Annotated in this window: 13 protein-coding genes and 1 pseudogene; 9 read left to right on the top strand and 5 right to left on the bottom strand. The window is 71.0% G+C overall.

Annotated elements, in window-relative coordinates; translation table 11 throughout:
- Positions 1 to 205 precede the first annotated feature (205 nt).
- Positions 206 to 1,252, top strand: a complete 1,047-nt coding sequence (locus RMT89_RS28115) for a LuxR C-terminal-related transcriptional regulator (RefSeq protein ID WP_315886579.1) — start codon at positions 206 to 208, stop codon at positions 1,250 to 1,252.
- Here RMT89_RS28115 and RMT89_RS28110 read toward each other — a convergent pair.
- Both RMT89_RS28110 and RMT89_RS28105 read right to left on the bottom strand, forming a co-directional pair.
- A complete protein-coding gene (locus RMT89_RS28110) occupies positions 1,206 to 2,204 on the bottom strand; it encodes a helix-turn-helix transcriptional regulator (protein WP_315886578.1) in 999 nt (332 codons plus the stop codon). The genes RMT89_RS28115 and RMT89_RS28110 overlap by 47 nt on opposite strands.
- Positions 2,201 to 3,211, bottom strand: a complete 1,011-nt coding sequence (locus tag RMT89_RS28105; protein ID WP_315886577.1) for a helix-turn-helix transcriptional regulator — start codon at positions 3,209 to 3,211, stop codon at positions 2,201 to 2,203. Before RMT89_RS28105 ends, RMT89_RS28110 begins: the two co-directional genes overlap by 4 nt.
- Positions 3,212 to 3,502: 291 nt before the next feature.
- Here RMT89_RS28105 and RMT89_RS28100 point away from each other — a divergent pair, with 291 nt between their 5' ends.
- Positions 3,503 to 3,841, top strand: a complete 339-nt coding sequence (locus RMT89_RS28100) for a hypothetical protein (protein WP_315886576.1) — start codon at positions 3,503 to 3,505, stop codon at positions 3,839 to 3,841.
- Between the two features lie 143 nt (positions 3,842 to 3,984).
- On the opposite strand, the gene RMT89_RS28095 is transcribed toward RMT89_RS28100, so the two are convergent.
- Entirely contained in the window at positions 3,985 to 4,395 is a 411-nt protein-coding gene (locus tag RMT89_RS28095; RefSeq protein ID WP_315886575.1) for a pyridoxamine 5'-phosphate oxidase family protein, read from the bottom strand.
- A gap of 118 nt (positions 4,396 to 4,513) precedes the next feature.
- On the opposite strand from RMT89_RS28095, the gene clpB reads away from it, so the two are divergent.
- From clpB to RMT89_RS28065, 6 genes are all read left to right on the top strand, one after another.
- Entirely contained in the window at positions 4,514 to 7,111 is a 2,598-nt protein-coding gene (gene clpB / locus RMT89_RS28090; RefSeq protein WP_315886574.1) for an ATP-dependent chaperone ClpB, read from the top strand.
- Positions 7,112 to 7,213: 102 nt separating this feature from the next.
- A complete protein-coding gene (locus RMT89_RS28085) occupies positions 7,214 to 7,744 on the top strand; it encodes a YbjN domain-containing protein (RefSeq protein WP_015658966.1) in 531 nt (176 codons plus the stop codon).
- A gap of 242 nt (positions 7,745 to 7,986) precedes the next feature.
- Complete coding sequence (locus tag RMT89_RS28080) at positions 7,987 to 8,541, top strand: Uma2 family endonuclease (RefSeq protein WP_315886573.1); 555 nt, start codon at positions 7,987 to 7,989, stop codon at positions 8,539 to 8,541.
- Between the two features lie 329 nt (positions 8,542 to 8,870).
- Complete coding sequence (locus RMT89_RS28075; RefSeq protein ID WP_315886572.1) at positions 8,871 to 9,980, top strand: hypothetical protein; 1,110 nt, start codon at positions 8,871 to 8,873, stop codon at positions 9,978 to 9,980.
- 45 nt (positions 9,981 to 10,025) lie between these two features.
- Entirely contained in the window at positions 10,026 to 10,958 is a 933-nt protein-coding gene (locus RMT89_RS28070) for a hypothetical protein (protein WP_315886571.1), read from the top strand.
- Between the two features lie 128 nt (positions 10,959 to 11,086).
- Entirely contained in the window at positions 11,087 to 11,833 is a 747-nt protein-coding gene (locus RMT89_RS28065) for a UPF0158 family protein (protein ID WP_315886570.1), read from the top strand.
- On the opposite strand, the gene RMT89_RS46080 is transcribed toward RMT89_RS28065, so the two are convergent.
- The gene (locus RMT89_RS46080) at positions 11,767 to 12,489 is read right to left on the bottom strand and encodes an SWIM zinc finger family protein (RefSeq protein WP_399498491.1); all 723 of its coding nucleotides are present in this window, start codon (positions 12,487 to 12,489) and stop codon (positions 11,767 to 11,769) included. The two genes, RMT89_RS28065 and RMT89_RS46080, sit on opposite strands and share 67 nt — an antisense overlap.
- A gap of 225 nt (positions 12,490 to 12,714) precedes the next feature.
- A pseudogene (locus RMT89_RS28055) lies at positions 12,715 to 15,490 on the bottom strand (DEAD/DEAH box helicase).
- 385 nt (positions 15,491 to 15,875) lie between these two features.
- Between RMT89_RS28055 and RMT89_RS28050 the strand changes: the two are divergent.
- Positions 15,876 to 18,032: a plasmid pRiA4b ORF-3 family protein gene (locus tag RMT89_RS28050; RefSeq protein ID WP_315886569.1), complete on the top strand. Its 2,157-nt coding sequence runs from the start codon at positions 15,876 to 15,878 to the stop codon at positions 18,030 to 18,032.
- The last annotated feature ends 379 nt before the right edge of the window (positions 18,033 to 18,411 follow it).

The following is an 18,411-nucleotide window of genomic DNA, read 5'->3' as shown; positions in this document are numbered from 1 at the left end:
TCGCGAAGACGTAGGTCATGGCCCGGTCCACCGCGGACCGGGCCATTCCGTGTGTCCGGAAACCGAGTTCGGACGCCCGGTGCGCATAAGCGGACACACCGGGGCCGGCCGGGCCGCGAGGGCCGCCGAGGCGTGTTGCGGACCACGTCGCGTCCGCGCATAGTTTGCGCTGCGGAAGACGCTGGAACCGGGGGTGGGATGGGCGATGGCCGGGCACGGGACGGACGAGCATCCACACGGTGCTGACCGACTGTGCGAGGCCGGGGATCGGGTGTATTCCCGGGCCGTACGGCGCGGCCGTGTGCCCCGCGAGGACGCGGAGGCGGTGCCCTGTCTGCTGGAGCTGGCTCTCCTGCACCCGGACCCCGACGACATGACCTGGCTGGTGCCGACGTCCCCGCAGGAGGTCATGACCCGGCTGCTGCGCGGGGTGTACGACGAGGTCAGCGCGAGCCAGCGGCGGATGGGCTCGGCGGTCGCGGCCTTCGAGTGGTACGCGGGCCTTGGCCCGCTGGCGCAGAACGCCTCCGCGGAGGGCACCGCGATCCGGGTCCTGGACGGGCTGTCCCGGATCCAGGCCGCCATGGACGAGGCGACCGACGCCTGCACCACGGAGGTGCTCACGGTGCAGCCGGGCGGTATCCGCCCCGAGCACGAGCTGACGGAGGGCCTGCACCGGGCGATGGCGCTGCGCGCCCGCGGGGTACGGATGCGCGACCTGTACACGCACGTGGCCCGCCACGGGCAGGGGCTGCTCAACTACCTGGAGCTGATGGGCGACGCGGTGCAGGCGCGGACCCTGGAGGAGGTCATCGACCGCCTCATCCTCTTCGACCGCACGGTCGCCTTCATCCCCGCCAACGCGGACCGCACCCTGGCCCTGGAACTGCGTCACCCGGCGCTCGTGCAGTACCTGGTGACGGTCTTCGAGCGGCTGTGGCGCCTCGCGATCCCGCTCACCGCGCCGCTGCCCGAGACCGGCATCGAGGGCATCTCCTACCGTGAGCGGTCCATCGCCGCGCTGCTCGCCGAGGGCCACCAGGACGCGGTGATCGCCGAGCGCCTCGGCATCAGCGTCCGCACCTGCCGCGCCCATATCGCCCGGCTCTCGGAGACACTCGGCGCGGCCAGCCGTACCCAGCTCGGGGTCCGGATCGCCCAGGCCGGCCTGGACGGACCGCCCCGCCCGAACGGCCTCGGCCCGATCAGTCTTCCTGACGTTCCTGGCCGAGGATCCCCGACTGTCCGATGAGGTAGCCGAGCTGGGCCCGGCTCTCACTGCCCAGCGTCGCCGCCAGCTTGGCGATGTGGACGCGGGCGGTACGGACGTTCATGCCGAGCCGGTCCGCGATGACGGTGTCGGTGTGACCCTCGACCAGCAGCCGGGCGATGGCGCGCTGGCGCGGGGTGATGCCGTTCAGCGTCGGCTGCTGGACCGCCTCGGGGTACATCGGGGTAGCCAGGTGCCAGAGCCGGTCGAAGGTGGTGGCGAAGTAGGAGATCAGCGCCGGGTGGCGGATCTCCAGGGCGTGGGTGGCGTCGGCGCTGGCCGGGATGAAGGCGACGGTGCGGTCGACGCAGATCAGCCGGTCGGTGACCTCGTCCAGGGTCCGCGCCTCGACATCGCCGACGAGATCCTCGTAACGCGCCGTGACCTGGGGGGAGTGGCGCAGGGTGTGCGGGTACAGGGTGCGGATGCGGCCGCCGCGGTCGAGCAGGCCCTGGTCGCGGGCCATGGCGGTGAGATGGGTGGCGGGGTTGGTGCGGGAGCCGTAGCTGGTGTGCGGCTGGATGCTGAGCACTTCGCGCTCGGCCTCGGCCATGGCCTCGGTGAGGACGTCGTTGATGCGCCGCTTGCCGCTGATCACCTTGATCAGGGGCTGCTCGGTCTCGGCCGTGCGCCTGCCGCCGATCCGCATCCACGCCTCGAAGGTCTCCGCGAGGGCCAGTTCGCGCCGGCGCTCCTCGGCGACGCGTTCCGCGGAGGAGCGCAGCAGCCGGTGCAGGGCGGTGGCCGGGGCGACGGGCTCCAGGAGGCTGATGTCCTCCACGGTGGGCTGGAGCAGCCCTGAGTCGACCAGGCAAGGGGTCTGGGCGGCCTCCTGAGCGCCTATCGGGCCATGCCGCAGGGCGTACTCGTACAGCCGCGCGCCGGGCGCGCACAGCTCGTCCACGCCGTGTTCGATGTGCGGGGTCCCGCTCACTGCTCTCGGTCCAGGATCCCGGACTGCGCGATGAGGTAGCCCAGTTGGGCCCGGCTGCCGCTGCCGAGGGCGTTGGCCAGCTTGGCTATGTGGGCCCGGCACGTGCGGACGTTCATGCCGAGGCGCCGGGCGATGGCCTCGTCGACATGGCCCTCCACGAGCAGCTTGGCGATGGAGTGCTGGATGTCGGTGATGCCGTGCGGGTCGGTCTCGTAGGGGGCGCCGGCGCTCAGCGGGACCGCGCGGCTCCACATGAACTCGAAGACCTTGATGAGGTAGCCGACCAGTCCGGGGTGGCGCAGCTCCAGGGCGACCTGGCGGTCGTCCCGGATGGGGATGAAGGCGACCGCCTCGTCGCAGATGATGAGCCGCTCCACCAGCTCGTCGATGGTGCGGTACTCCGCCTTGCCGTCGGCGAAGTGGTCCACCCACGCGAGCCGTTCCGGGCTGTAGCGGGCGGTGTGCTGGTAGAGGGTGCGGATCCGCACCCCGCGCTCGATCAGCAGCTTGTCCCGGTCCAGCGCCTGGACGAGCTGCCGCTCGGGGTGGCGGTGGCTCGGCTGGACGGTGAGCATCTCGTTCCGGCACTGGGCGATGGCCAGGTCGAGCGCCCCGTTGATGCGGTCGAGGCCCTCCAATACGGTGATCGAGTGCGAGGACGCCTCGCCCTGGGCGGTGAGGGCCATGAACGGCTCGAAAGCGTTGGCCAGCTCGATCGAGAGCCGGCGGTGCTCGGTGATCTCCCGTTCTATGGGGTTGAGCCGCTGTGCCAGGGCGACCGCGGGCGGAACCGGCCGCAGCCAGCTCGCGTCGTCCGGATCGGGGTGGAGCAGGGCGAACTCCATCAGACAAGGGGCGGATTCCACGTCCGAGCGGGCGATACGTCCCGTGCGGAGTGCGTTCGCGTAAAGACGACCGCCTTCCTCGCACAGCTCCGTCACAGCGTGGGGATGCGTCGCTTTAGTCCGATTCATTGCTAAATCTCCACCCCCCAGGGTCCTGAACATGCAGGAACATGATGCACCGATCGTGTGGCCATGACGTGCCCGAATGAGCCATCGTCTTACTCGACGGGGGAAGAGGGGACCTTCAAGTGAGGACGAAGCCGACTATGCGTAAGAGAATGCTTCGCTCGGTGCTTGTCGCCGCCTTCTCCGCCGTTGTGGCCTTCGGATCGCTGAGTGGCCTCTCGGATACGGAAGGCGACGTCGTAGCGGACAGTGCCTGGTCGACGCCGGTCGCTAGCGCGGCTGGGGGCGATACTCCTGTCAGGCCACTCGACAGTGCGTGGAGTTGACGTGACGACCCCACCCGACGACCGCTCCTTCCGTCGCGAAATGGCCACCGCCTACCGCTCCGGCTGGCACTTCATCGATCTGGTCACCGCCATCCCCCACGCCGGTGACTCGCTCATGGTGACTGTCTTCGGGGAGCCGGTCGTCGTCACCCGGGACGAGGACGAGGATGTGCGGGCCTACCGGTGCCTGCGGCGGCCCCGGGGGGCGCCGCAGCCCGTGCGATGTGCCATTCGATACGGAATGATCTTTGTGAACCTGGACCAGCGGGACCACCAGCAGCTGGTGGATCCGGAGGTCCCGGTACCCCGGACCATCTCAGCCACCCCCCGCAGTGCCTGACGCGATTCCCCCGTCGTAACAGATCGCTCAGGTGCTTCCCCCCCGCAGCGGCGTCACCGTGACCTGAACACGGTGACGCCGCTGCAGTTTTACGGGATATTTCCGGGTATCGGCCGCATCAGGCGCTGGCTGAAAACCATCAGTCAGCCGCGCCCCATGGCCCGCTGCAGTTCGATCTCGATCACCACGCGCGCCGGATTCGGTGACGGGGTCCGCTCGTAGCGCTCGGCATACCGCCGCTCGGCCTCCGCGATCCGCTCCGCCTCGGTGCGCACATACGCCCGCCCCTCCAGCGTCGCCCACCGCCGCCCGTCCACCTGGCACACGGCGACCCGTGCCCCGTCGGGCCCGGCGGCCAGCACATTCGAGACCTTGGTGCTCGCCTTGTTCGCGATCACCCGGGCCAGACCCGCCTCGGGGTCGTAGGTCACCCCGACCGGCACGACATGCGGGCTGCCGTCCGGGCGCGGCGTGGTCAGCGTGCACAGGTGCCGCTCCCGCCAGAAGCTGAGATACGAGTCGTCGGGGGCACCCGGGTCCACGGAGTAGCTCATGGACCGGAACTTAACCGCCGGAGTCTCCCCGCACATACTTGAGTGGAATAGACTCAACTTTGTGTACGCTGATTCAGTCAGTACTGGGAGACGCTGACATCAGGAGGAGAAGGGATACGTGGACGCAGAGCTCACCAACAGGAGCCGGGACGCCATCAACGCGGCCGGCAACCGGGCCGTGACCGAGGGACACCCGGATCTGACGCCCGCCCATCTGCTCCTGGCTCTGCTCCAGGGGCAGGACAACGAGAACGTCACCGACCTGCTGGTCGCCGTGGAAGCCGATCTGGCGGCCGTGCGCGCCGGCGCCGAGAAGGCGCTGGCCTCGCTGCCCAGCGTCACCGGGTCCACCGTGGCGCCGCCGCAGCCCAACCGGGAGCTGCTCGCGGCGATCGCCGAGGCGCAGACGCAGGCCCGGGAGCTCGGGGACGAGTACCTCTCCACCGAGCATCTGCTCATCGGGATCGCGGCGAAGGGCGGCCAGGCCGGCGACGTACTCTCCCAGCAGGGCGCCACCGCGAAGAAGCTGCTGGAGGCGTTCCAGAAGGCAAGGGGAGGACGCCGGGTGACCACAGCGGATCCGGAGGGGCAGTACAAGGCCCTGGAGAAGTTCGGCACCGACTTCACGGCCGCCGCGCGGGAGGGCAAGCTCGACCCGGTCATCGGCCGGGACCAGGAGATCCGCCGGGTCGTCCAGGTGCTGTCGCGCCGTACGAAGAACAACCCCGTCCTCATCGGTGAGCCCGGCGTCGGCAAGACCGCCGTCGTCGAAGGGCTCGCCCAGCGGATCGTGAAGGGGGACGTGCCCGAGTCGCTGAAGGACAAGCGGCTCGTCGCGCTGGACCTCGGCGCGATGGTGGCCGGGGCCAAGTACCGGGGTGAGTTCGAGGAGCGGCTGAAGACCGTGCTCGCGGAGATCAAGGACTCCGACGGGCAGATCATCACGTTCATCGACGAGCTGCACACCGTCGTGGGCGCCGGGGCCGGCGGCGATTCCGCCATGGACGCCGGGAACATGCTCAAGCCCATGCTCGCCCGCGGTGAGCTGCGCATGGTCGGCGCCACCACCCTCGACGAGTACCGCGAGCGGATCGAGAAGGACCCCGCCCTGGAGCGGCGCTTCCAGCAGGTGCTGGTCGCCGAGCCGACGGTCGAGGACACGATCGCGATCCTGCGCGGTCTCAAGGGCCGCTACGAGGCCCACCACAAGGTGCAGATCGCCGACAGCGCACTGGTCGCGGCGGCCACCCTCTCCGACCGGTACATCACCTCCCGCTTCCTCCCGGACAAGGCCATCGACCTGGTCGACGAGGCGGCCTCCCGCCTCCGTATGGAGATCGACTCGTCCCCCGTCGAGATCGACGAACTCCAGCGTGCCGTCGACCGGTTGAAGATGGAGGAGCTGGCGCTGAGCAAGGAGACCGACCCCGCCTCCCGGGAGCGCCTGGAGCGGCTGCGCCGTGACCTCGCCGACAAGGAGGAGGAGCTGCGGGGCCTGACCGCCCGCTGGGAGAAGGAGAAGGAGTCCCTCAACCGGGTCGGTGCGCTGAAGGAGAAGCTCGACGAACTGCGCGGCCAGGCCGAACGGGCCCAGCGCGACGGCGACTTCGACACCGCCTCCAAGCTGCTGTACGGCGAGATCCCGGGCGTGGAGCGGGACTTGGAGGAGGCTTCCGCCGCCGAGGAGGAGGCCGCCAAGGACACCATGGTCAAGGAGGAGGTCGGCGCCGACGACATCGCCGACACCGTGGCCGCCTGGACCGGCATCCCGGCCGGGCGCCTGCTGGAGGGCGAGACCCAGAAACTCCTGCGCATGGAGGAGGAGCTGGGCCGCCGGCTGATCGGCCAGGCGGAGGCGGTCCAGGCGGTCTCGGACGCGGTACGGCGGACCAGGGCCGGGATCGCCGACCCCGACCGCCCGACCGGCTCCTTCCTCTTCCTCGGCCCGACCGGCGTCGGCAAGACCGAGCTCGCCAAGGCCCTCGCCGACTTCCTCTTCGACGACGAGCGGGCCATGGTCCGCATCGACATGTCGGAGTACGGCGAGAAGCACAGCGTGGCCCGGCTGGTCGGCGCGCCTCCCGGTTACGTCGGTTACGAGGAGGGCGGCCAGCTGACGGAGGCGGTGCGCAGGCGGCCGTACTCCGTGGTGCTGCTGGACGAGGTGGAGAAGGCGCACCCGGAGGTCTTCGACATCCTGCTCCAGGTGCTGGACGACGGCAGGCTCACGGACGGGCAGGGCCGTACGGTCGACTTCCGCAACACGATCCTGGTGCTGACGTCGAACCTGGGCAGCCAGTTCCTCGTGGACCCGCTGACCAGTGAGCAGGAGAAGAAGGAGCAGGTCCTGGAGGTGGTCCGGACCGCCTTCAAGCCCGAGTTCCTCAACCGTCTGGACGACCTGGTCGTCTTCTCCGCCCTCACCAAGGTTGAGCTGCGCCGGATCGCCCGCCTCCAGATCGACCGCCTCGCCAAGCGGCTCGCGGAGCGCCGGCTCACCCTGGAGATCACCGACGGGGCCCTGGACTGGCTCGCCGACGAGGGCAATGACCCGGCCTACGGTGCCCGGCCGCTGCGCCGTTTGGTCCAGACGGCCATCGGCGACCGGCTCGCCAAGGAAATCCTGTCCGGCGAGGTCAAGGACGGGGACACCGTTCGGGTGGATGCCTTCGGGGACGGGCTGATCGTAGGACCGGCCACCGGAAAATCGCTCTGAGCGGAAATCCGCCAACCGCAGGTGAACCATGCGGGGCGGGGCTTGCCACCCCCCTCCCCGCATGGGGGAGGATGGCGGGATCCGTACGAAGGGAAATTCACGGTGAGCATCGACCCGTCCTCGATTCCGAACTTCGGGGGCCAGCCCGAGCCGCAGCCCCAAGGACCGGCGGGCCCCGTCGTCCCGGATCAGGATCTTGTGAAGCAGCTCCTCGACCAGATGGAGCTCAAGTACGTCGTCGACGACGAGGGTGACCTCGCGGCGCCGTGGGAGCAGTTCCGTACGTACTTCATGTTCCGTGGTGAGGGTGACCAGCAGGTCTTCTCGGTGCGGACGTTCTACGACCGCCCCCACAAGATCGACGAGAAGCCGCAGCTGCTGGAGTCCATCGACGACTGGAACCGGCGGACCCTGTGGCCCAAGCTCTACACCCACACCCATGACGACGGCACCGTCCGCCTGATCGGCGAGGCGCAGATGCTGATCGGCACCGGTGTCAGCCTGGAGCACTTCGTCTCCTCCACGGTCAGCTGGGTGCGGGCCGCCATCGAGTTCGACAAGTGGCTCGTCGAGCAGCTGGGCCTTGAGCAGGAGATCAACGACGCCGAGAAGCCCGAGGGCGACGAGGAGTAGTCAGGTCGTAGTCAGGCCGTAGACCCACGAGAGCCCGGCCAGGGCACCGACCACCACGGTCGTGTGCCCGGGGCGGGCTCTTGCCGTACGCGCCGAAGGCATCCGCTCCCTCAGCGCTCTTCCGCCGCACGACGGGAGACAGCGGTCGCAGAACCTGTCCGGGCCGATCGCAGCCGTACCGCCGGGCTCGGTGACGCGGCACTGTCCGTCGTATCCTGACCACACACGGGAAGGAGCCGTCCATGAGCGTCGACGCGGTCGTGCACACCGAGTTCCCCAAGGGGTACACGGTCCTGTTCGGGGCCGACGGAAAGGTGATCATGACCCCGCAGAGCGAAGAGCACTCCAGCACCATCAGGTCGATGCAGATCGACTCTGCTCTCGCCCTCGGCCGTCATGCGAAGGTCACCTCCGATGTCTACATCGACTTCCCCGCCGACGAGAACTCCGCCCCCGACCTCGCGATCCTGCGCGAGGACGCACGCAAGGAAGGCAAGCTCTACAGCTTCGAAGACGTCCTGCTGATCTCCGAGGTCGTCTCGACCTCCTCCGCACGCAAGGACTACGACGACTGCACCGCGAAGTACGGCCGCTACGGCATCCCCGTCTACCTGGTCGTGGACCCCTACGCCCAGGAAGTCGTCCTCCACACCCAGCCGACCGCCACCGGTTACATCGCCGCTCACACCCACAAGTACGGCACGGGCAAGCTCCCCATCCCCCTGGCCGACGGCCGTACCTTCACCCTCGACCTCGACGAACTCCCGCGTCCGGAGCCCGAGGCGGACCTCCGCTGACGAGGGGCTCCCCGCCGGCCAGGCTCGTGCCGTCGGCACCGCCGCCACGGGACGTGGTCGTTCCTGGTCGGGGCAGCCGACTGGGGTGGCTCGCCTTTCGTCGATCGGGATCGGCCAGGGGGCGTGCCGTTCTGTCCAGTAAGTCCGTGCGACGCGAAGTCCGGTTCGCCGCAAGGCGGCTCGAAGCCGCGTTCGCTGCGGGCGACAACCACCACGTACTGCCCTGAGGTAGCGGGCCCGCTCGTCCTCGGCCGAGTTGCCGGCCCCGGTTCGACGATAGCCTGGCACGGCAACGACTGCTGCTGACAGGCTGGACGAAATTCATGCGGATGCGGTTCGAACCCGAGGCCGATGAGGAGTTCGAGGCGGCGCGGGGGCTGCTGGTCGACCGCCTGGTTCGGTGGGCCGGGGAGCAGGGGCTGCCGGTGGACGGGTACATGGCCGAGATGGTGCTGGACTACCGGCACCTGGCGACTGCCGACGGCCGACTGGGGCTGTGGGAGTCGCGCCATGTGGAGGAGCTACTGCTCTCCTGGCTTCCCCAGCAGGTCACCGAGCTTCCCGGGGAGGAACGCGCCGACGCCCCGGGCACACTGCGCACGCTACTGCGCTATCTGCACGCCGCGCAGTTGGCGGACCCGCGCGGCCCCTCGCTCCAGGATTCCGTTGCCGCTGTCGACGGGGTCGCGGAACAGCATCTGGCGGCGATGATGGACCGCACTCGCTGGGGATTGGCGAAGTTCTGGGCGATGACGGCCGCGGAGCAGGGCGTGGACGTCCAGGACGGGGCGGCCTTGCAGAGCTTCGCGGAGCGGGCGCAGCGCGGGGAGGTCGCCTACGATCAGCAGGCTCTCGCCGCGATCATGGAACGCCGGCTGACCGGCCGCGCGCTGTCCAGTGGGGCCCGGGCAGAGCCGCAACTGCCCGTGACACTCCCACCGGACGACGAACTGCGCCGACAGGCCGAGGCGTCCACAACCGTGGCGCAGTTGCGCGGACTCGCCGAATGGGCGGGGCAGGGCGGCCGCCCGGTGACGGCGACGGGACGGCTGCGGATGGCGGAGGCTCGTGAGCTGGTGAACGTACTCGATACCGGCGACAAGATCGAGGGGGTGCGCTCTTCGGCCGACCTGCCGCGCCTGGGACTGCTGTTGGAGTGGGCGAAGAAGGCGCGGCTGGTCCGGGTGGTCAAGGGGCGTTTGTACGCGGTGGCCAAGGCCCGGCCGGTGCTGGCCGACCCGCTCCAGCTGTGGCTGCGCGCCTTCGACGCGTGCTTCGAGCTGCGGCAGGCCCTGATCGGGGCACGCAGCGGCTGGCATGTCGAGTCGATGCTCTTCGACGTCTACGAGGACGTCCTGGAGGATGTGCTGAACACGCTCTACAGCCTGCCGTACCCGATGCCCTGGCCGCGGCTGCGCGACACGGTACACCTGGCCTAGCGGACCTCTTTCCAGCTCGACGCCGGGTCGGACCTCCAGCACCGGATGTGGTTCGAGCACGCCGACCGGGACCTGCACGCGGTGCTCGACCTGCTGGACGACCTGGGCGCGATCGAGCGTGACCGTGGGATGGCCGATCCGGTGTTCCTCGACATCGACCTCTCCGATGCCGGTCCCGAGCTGCTCGCGGACATGCCGCCGGAGCTCGCGGAGCTGCTGGGCGTCGCGGGGGCGGCAACGGACCCGGCGGCGCGGGAGCGTGCCGATGCCCGGCGTGAGGAGTTGACCACAGGGCCGGTCGAGCTCATCCGTCTCACCGAGCTCGGTACCCGGGCCGTACGGCGGCGGCTGCTGGCGGCCGGCAGGGGCGCACCGTTGGTCGGCGAACTGGCCCAGGCGCCGGCGGTCGGCCTGCTGGGGGTGCTGGCCGAGGACTACGACCCGGACGCCGCCCGGACGGAGCTGGCCGGCTGGATCACGGCCCGCGGCGAGCGGGAGGCCGCACTGCGGCAACTGACCGACGCCGTAAGGACCATGGCTTTCCGCACGCGTGCACAGGCGATGCTCGATGTGCTGCTGGCGGCGTTGCCGGACGGTGAGGGCGAACGACTGCTGCGTAGGCTGCGTCACGACACCCAGCTGGCGCCCCTTGCGCTGAACGCGCTGGCGCAGCGCGAGCTGCTGTCCCCACAGGACATGACCGATGAAGAGACTCTGCTGGTGCTCGCCGAGAGCCTGCTTCAGCTCGTGGAGCTGGCGGGCGGCGGGGACGGCGCCGAGGGGGTGCTGCGCGCCCAGGGCTCCCAGGCCAGGGACGCGGTTGCCGCAGCGTTGGATTCCGCGCACCCGGACCGGGCCGGACTCGACGAGCTCAGGCAGCTGGCGGCCCGGGCGCTGGGGACCCACGGCGCCCGCCTCGGCCGCGCCCGGAAGGCTCGGCGCTCCTCAGGCAAGGGCGGCCGCAAACGGCGCCGCTGACCGGGCAACACCGCCTGACCCCCCGCCGCCCAGGCGCCGGGTGCGCCGGCACTGGCACGGAGCCGGGCGGAGGGAAACCGATGGGTCCCGGCGCATTACGTCCTCGGTGGCGCGCTACCGTCGGGGTCGTGGTTGAGGGATGGGGCGAGGACGGGCTGCGGGCCGTGCGTGGCGCGCTCCACGCGCAGGACGGAGTGGCGCTGTTTGCGGCGTTGCGTCGTGGACCCGTGCGTGAGGTGCTGCAGCTGGCCGGCGATGGTGTGGCCGGGGCCGCGGCGCAGGGCTTGCCGGGGGCTGCGGAGATGGCGGCCTTCTTTCTCGGCGCGCTCCAGGAGCGTGGCTTCCGGGGCGATGAGGAGCTGGCGGACCGATTGCGCGCGGCCACGGGAGACGCGGCGATCTCCCTCCTGCGCCCGCTCGCGGTCGATCTGGAGATGCTCGCCATGCTGCTGGAGGGCGACCCGGCCGCGTCCGGTGGCCGGATCGATCTGTCCACCGGGGAGTGCTGGCCTGCGTTCACAGCTGAGCTGTCGCCTGGTCCCGAGGGCGAGGAGGACGACGATCCCGAGCGATGGCTGTACGTGCCGGCTCTGGGGTCCAGGGCCGGTTACCGGGACATGGAGCTGTTCATCGAAGAGGTCGAGGACGCCGCCCTTGCCGAGCGGCTGCGGATCGCCGTCGGTGGGCGGGGCGCCTTCCGGCGCTTCAAGGACGTCCTCGCTCGTGACGAGCGCTCCTGGAGCCGGTACCACCGGTTCCGTGATGAGCGACAGCGCGGCCGGGCCCGCGCCTGGCTGGCCGAGGAGGGCTACCGCCCGCCCATCACCTTCTTCGCAGAGCCCGGCTCGGGTTCGCATCCTTCGGGGCCGGTATGACTCTTTGCTGCCCCGGTCCTGCATGATCCGGGGGCGCTGTCACCGGGCCTAGGGGGTGTTTTGAAAGTCCCGCACAGCACCCACGGCGCCCGGCACGCACCCTCGCCGCACCGGCCAAAGACCCAAGTACGTCCAGTACGAGGGCCTTCGTCCGGCACGCCGAGGGCACGCACCGAACACCGCGGGCACCGCACAGGACTTTCAAAACACCCCCTAGACGAGTCTTTCCGAATGCCTGCGGGCACGAAGAGAGGGGTTGCCGCGTACGATGCGGCTTCGGCGGCGCCGCGGGCGGTGTTGCGGCGGCCGAGCTCGTCCATCAGCTCCCGCTCGCCGCGGCCCCGCAGGAGCAGCAGCACGAAGGGGTCGTTGTCCAGGAGCCGGGCGACCTGGTAGCAGAGGGCGGCGGCGTGTTTGCAGGGGTAGCCCCAGTCCGGACAGCTGCACGCGGGGTCGAGGTCCCGGGGGCCGGGAAGCAGCGGGACACCGGCGGCCGTGGCGTCGTCGGCGAGCCCGGCGGGCATCTCGCCGTCCAGCAGCGCGGCGATGTTGGCGGCCCGCTCGGCGATCATGTCGAGCAGCCGGTCCCACTGCCGGTCCGTCAGCTGCTCGACCTGGACCGTGGAGCGGTACGGGGTGCGGCGGCTGCCCTGCACCGGGGCGGCGGCCGAGCCAGGGACGATCGTGACCTGTCCGACCGCGCCGCCGCGAGCGTAGGTCCGGCCACGTTGCAGGCGGGCGGGGTCCAGGGAGGACTCCTCCAGGGCCCGCAGCCATTCGCGGCCCCAACCAGGATTCGGCGAAGGGCGCGCGACTGCCCTTGGCCGGAGGGAGTGCCTCGAAGACGCGGGTGGCCGACTTGCCCGGTCGGCTGCGCCCGGTCATCGTCCGGTCCTTCGCAGCGTGACCAGTTCGGCCAGTTCGCCGTCGCTCAGTTCGCTGAACGCCGCCTCGCCCGAGCCCAGCACCGAGTCGGCCAGTTCCCTCTTCTGACGGAGCATCTCGGCGACCCGGTCCTCGACGGTCCCCTCGGCGATCAGCTTGTGCACCTGGACCGGCTGGGTCTGTCCGATCCGGTAGGCGCGGTCGGTGGCCTGGTCCTCCACGGCCGGGTTCCACCAGCGGTCGTAGTGGATGACGTGTCCTGCCCGGGTCAGGTTCAGACCCGTACCGGCGGCTTTGAGGGACAGCAGGAACACCTTCTTCTCTCCGCTCTGGAAGGCGTCGACCATCTCCTCCCGCCGTTTGACCGTGGTGCCTCCGTGCAGGAACAGGGTGTCCACGCCGCGGTCGGCGAAGTGGCGCTCGATCAGTGCGCCCATGGCCACGTACTGGGTGAAGACCAGGGCCGACCCGTCCTCGGCCAGGACGGTGTCCAGGAGTTCGTCCAGGAGTTCCAGTTTCCCCGAGCGGCCGGGCAGCTTCGAGCCCGCGGGTTCCTTCAGGAACTGCGCGGGGTGGTTGCAGACCTGCTTCAGGCCGGTGAGCAGCTTCATCACCAGGCCGCGCCGGGCGATGCCCTGCCTCTCCTCGATCTCGGCCATGAGCTCGCGTACCAGCGCCTCGTACAGCGAGACCTGCTCCTTCGTCAGCGACACCGGCTGGTCGGTCTCGGTCTTGGGCGGTAGTTCGGGAGCGATGCCGGGATCGGACTTGCCGGCGCAGCAGGAAGGGGCGGATCAGTGCGGACAGCCGCAGGGCGGCCTGTTCGTCGCGGTCGCCCTCGACAGCCGTGGCGTAGCGGTCACGGAAGGAGGTGAGCGTGCCGAGCAGGCCGGGGGTGGTCCAGTCGAGCAACGACCACAGTTCGGACAGGTTGTTCTCGACCGGGGTGCCGGTCAGTGCGACCCGCCCCCGCGAGGGGATCCGGCGGAGCGCCTGGGCGGTGAGCGCGTGCGGGTTCTTGACGTGCTGGGCCTCGTCGGCCACGAGCAGTCCCCAGGGCTGCTCCCCGAGTCGTTCGGCGTCGCGCCGCATGGTGCCGTAGGTGGTCAGGACGAAGCCGCCCCCGCCTGCGCCGTCGAGGCCGGACAGGTCGCGGCCGGGGCCGTGGAAGCGGCGCACCGGGGTGGCCGGTGCGAAGCGCTGGATCTCGCGCTCCCAGTTGCCGAGCAGCGCGGCGGGGCAGACCACCAGGGTGGGGCCGGCGGTGGCTTCCCGCTCCTGGCGACGCAGGTGGAGCGCGATCAGGGTGACGGTCTTGCCCAGGCCCATGTCGTCGGCGAGACAGCCGCCCAGGCCGAGCGAGGTCATCCGGTGCAGCCAGTTCAGGCCGCGCAGCTGGTAGTCGCGCAGGGTCGCGGCAAGGGCTTCCGGCGGCCCCTGGGGTTCGCGCGCGGCGCGCGCCTCGGGGTCGGTGATCCGGGAGCGCAGTTCCTCCAGTACGCCGTCGGCGGTGACCGCGACCTGTTCGCCGTCCACCTCGACGCTGCCGGTCAGCGCGGCGCCCAGGGCGTCGATCGTGGTGAACGCCGCCGTCCTGGACCGCGCGGCCCGTCGCAGTCGGCGGACCAGTTCCGGGTCCACGACCACCCACTGGTCGCGCAGTCGCACGATCGGCCGGTGCGCCTGGACCAGCCGTTCCAGCTCCTCCTCGGTGAGCTCGCGGTCCCCGAGGGCGACCCGCCAGCGGAAGTCCACCAGGCCGCCGGAGGACAGGAAGGACTCGGCCGAGGACTGAGTCCCCCGGCGGCGTACGGGTTCCAGGACGCCGGAGGCGGTCAGCTCGCGAACCAGCTCCTTGGGCCAGTGCACGGCGACCCCGGCGGCGGCAAGGCTTTCCGCCGCGTCGCCCAGCAGCGCCTGGGCCTCCTCGTCGGACAGCTCCAGGCCGGCCGGGGCGGCGGAGTCCAGCAGCCGTCCGGCCGGGGGCCAGGCGCGGGCGGCCCGGCGCAGCGTCAGCAGCGTGTCCACCTGGGCCCGGGGGCCGAACAGTTCGGGTGCGGTGGTCCTCCCGGACCACAGGTCCGCGGCGTCGGCGAGCACCGTGGGATCGGCCAGGCTGCGCAGTTGGACCACGGCCCGGAAGGAGTCCGCGCGGCCCAGTTCCAGGCGCAGCGACACCGCCAGACCCGCGTCGCGACCGGCGGCGACCTCCGCCGCCCAGCCCCGCTGCTCGGGCACGGACTGCGGAGCGCGCGCCGCGAACGCCGGTCCGCCGGTCACCTGGCGCGCGGCGGGAGGGCGGGCGAGGGAGTCGGCCACGGCGTCCAGGAAGGCACGCAGCAGCGGCTCGGCCGCCGGAAGCGTGAGGGGAGCGAGTCCGGGAACCGCGACCGCGCGGGCCTCCGGGGGCATGGCGGCGGCCAGGGAAGCCAGCCGCTCGTGGTCCTCGGCGTCCAGCGGGCCGACCCGCCACGCGTCGAATCCTTCTGGCGACACCCCGGGCAGGATCCGGCCCCGGGCGAGCAGACGCAGGCCGAGCAGGGCCGCCCCGCCCCAGAGCGCGGTACCGGCCGACGCCCGCCCGCTGCCGTCGGCGCCGAGGGCCCGGCAGCGGGTCAGCAGCGGCAGCGCCTGATCCACCGACAGCGGCACGGCGACCACCCGCGCCCGGCGTACGGAGGAACCGTGCGGGCGGACCACGGTGAGTTCGGTGGGTTCCACCCCGAGATCCGGCGGCTCACCACCGGGCGTCCAGAACGCCACCCGTCCCATCCGGGGCGGATCCGCGGGAAGGAACACCGCCTCACCCGAGGCGAGTTCCGGCAGACAGGCCGACAACCGTTCCCGGTCCGCAGCAGCCGGCTCGGGCTCTGCCGACGGATGAACCTTCGCCACTACGCCCACTCCTGGCACAGACTCCTACAACCGTTCGAGAGGGTGCGGGTTGCCCGCGGGCCCTCGGCCGGTCAAGGCTATCCGCGCGGGCGGACAGCGCGTGCCAGAAGTGCCTCGCCCACTCGGCGCAGTGCGGGAAGATGGCATCGGTACCCGCCACGGACGGCTGCGACACCTTTACGGGCGCAGCGCCTTACCGGTGCCGGAATCCGCCTCCGCCTCCGCCTCCGCCTCCGCCTCCGCCTCAAGGGAACCCTTCGTCGTGACCGCCGAGCCCGTGCCGACCTACCAGTTGAAGATCGCCCTGCGAGACACCAGCCCGCCGATCTGGCGCCGGGTCACCCTGCCCGCCGACACCTCGCTCGGCTGCCTGCACGACATCATCCAAGTGTGCTTCGGCTGGCGCGACTCGCACCTGCACTCCTTCACCGAACCCTCCTCCGGCCGCCAGTTCGTCGACTTCGACGCACCGTTGGACCGCGATCCCCTCCGCGACGCCGACGAGGAGTCCGTGACCGTGGCCGAAGTACTGCCCTACGAGGGCGGCGGCCTGGAGTACACCTACGACTTCGGCGACGACTGGCGGCACCGGATCACCCTGGAGAAGACCCTCCCCGCGTCCGCGTCCGACCGACGCGTCCGCTGCACCGGGGGACGCCGCGCCATGCCCTACGCCGAGGACACCGGCGGTGCCTGGGGGCTGCAGGCCGTACTCGACGCCGTCGCGGACCGCGGCGCACCGGCCCCCGAGCCGTGGACCGACCTGGTCGAAACCCTGCGCGAGGAGGCGTTCGACCCCGCCTGGTTCGACCGCGACGCCCTGGACCAGGAACTGGCCGAACTGGTCCCGAGGCCGCCTACGGCGGCCCCGGCCGCAGCCGCCCCCGGCGTGCGGCGCTGCTCCTGCGGCAAGATCCACGACGACGAGTACGACGAGTACGACGAGGCCCTCGCGGCGGAGTCCGTCCCCGTGCGCCCCGTCTTCCTGGCGCCGCGCGCGGAGCTCGCCGAGGCCGCGCGGCAGGTGCCGCTGATCGCCTCCGCGCTCCGCCTGGCCCACTGGTGCGAGGGCGGACGAGCCGTCACGTCCCGGGACGTGCTCAAGCCCGCACTGGGCCGCCAGGCCGTCCAGGAACTGCAGCTGTGGGCCCAGGACGACGAGCTGATCGCACTCCGGCCCGCGGAGCGCGACAAGCGGCTGGCCCGCCTGCGCAGCTCCGGCGACCTGCCCTGCCTGGACGGCCCCTGGCAGCTCGCTCTGTACACGGACCTGGTGGAGATCGGCGCAGGAACCGCCCGTCCGGGTACTGATCTGCCTGCCGCCGCGGGAGACGAGGGAGTGCTGGAGGTCTGGTGCCAGGCACTCGAAGACGAACTCGATGCCCTGAACGACCTCGGGAATCTCGGCCTGCCTCCGGCGCTGCTGGCCGCGCTGGACATGCGGGCCGAGGACGGCGACGGCTTGGCGGCGGTGGTGCTGCGGGCGCTGTACGAGGTTCCCGACGGCGAGTGGCTGGAGACGGCGCTGCTCGTCGGCGCGCTCCGCGAGGGCCTCCCCAAGCAGGAGGCACGGCTGGTGGAGCTGATCCTTCTGCAGATTCTCGGCCAAGCGGCCCCGCTCCTCGCCGAGTACCAGGCGGCGGAGGTCGAGCCCGGCCCGGAGACGAGCGGGGAGCGCGACCACATCCTTCTCGACATCCTCGGCATCGGGGGAAGTACCGAAATCAGCGACGGCGCTCCCCTGCCTGGTACACGGCTCAGGCTCACCCCGCTGGGACGCCACGGGCTGCGCGAGTACCTTCTCGCCGAGGGAGTCCACGCTCCGCTCATCGGCGAACTGGCCGACGCCGACGCCCCGACACTGCTCGACGCCCTGCTCGACTACGACCAGGACGCTGCCCACGCCGAGATCACCGGATGGATCAGGCATCGGGGCCAGGGACCGGCCGCGGTCCAGCTCGTCGACGCCTGCGCAGGGTTGGAGGCCGACGCGGCCCTCCGCCGCCTTGCCGCCGCGCCGGTGCTGGCAGAACTCGACGAACCCAGAGCGCTAGCGGTCCTGCGCAAAGCCGCGGCCTCCCAGGTCCCCGGCTGTGCCGAGACCGCGGCGATCGCGTTGGTCGGCCGTGGTGAGACCCCCGAGGGGGACGGTCGTGAACTCCAGCTCTGGGGGCTCGTGGACCATCTGTGGGGTCCGCTCGGCGTAGCGGGCGAGGCATTTGCCATGTTCCTGGAACAGGAGGAGGACCTGGTTCTGCCACTCCTGGAGCAGGCCGCCGACGAACTGTGGCGCTGCGACCACCCCGCTACCGGGCCCGTCCTGGAAGCGGCAGGACGACACTTGAGGGCCCGGGACAAGACACTGGCCAAGCGCCTGCGCAGGTCCGCGAACAAAGTCGGATCCCAGCACCGACGTTGAAATCGGGCGCATCGAGGGGAAAACCTGACCACCGTGTCCGCGTCCCGGTTGATTCCCTGGCCGCGGCTGCGCGACACGGTACACCTGGCCTATCGGACCTCCTCCCAACTCGACGCCGGGTCGGACCTTCGGCACCGGATGTGGTTCGAGCACGCCGACCGGGACCTGCGCGCGGTGCTCGACCTGCTGGACGACCTGGGCGCGATCGAGCGTGACCGTGGGATGGCCGATCCGGTGTTCCTGGACATCGACCTCTCCGATGCCGGTCCCGAGCTGCTCGCGGACATGCCGCCGGAGCTCGCGGAGCTGCTGGGCGTCGCGGGGGCGGCAACGGACCCGGCGGCGCGGGAGCGTGCCGATGCCCGGCGAGTGGAGCTGA

It is taken from the genome of Streptomyces sp. P17 (genome assembly GCF_032436805.1).
Lineage (GTDB): Bacteria > Actinomycetota > Actinomycetes > Streptomycetales > Streptomycetaceae > Streptomyces.
This window is presented reverse-complemented; position numbering and strand designations above follow the sequence as displayed.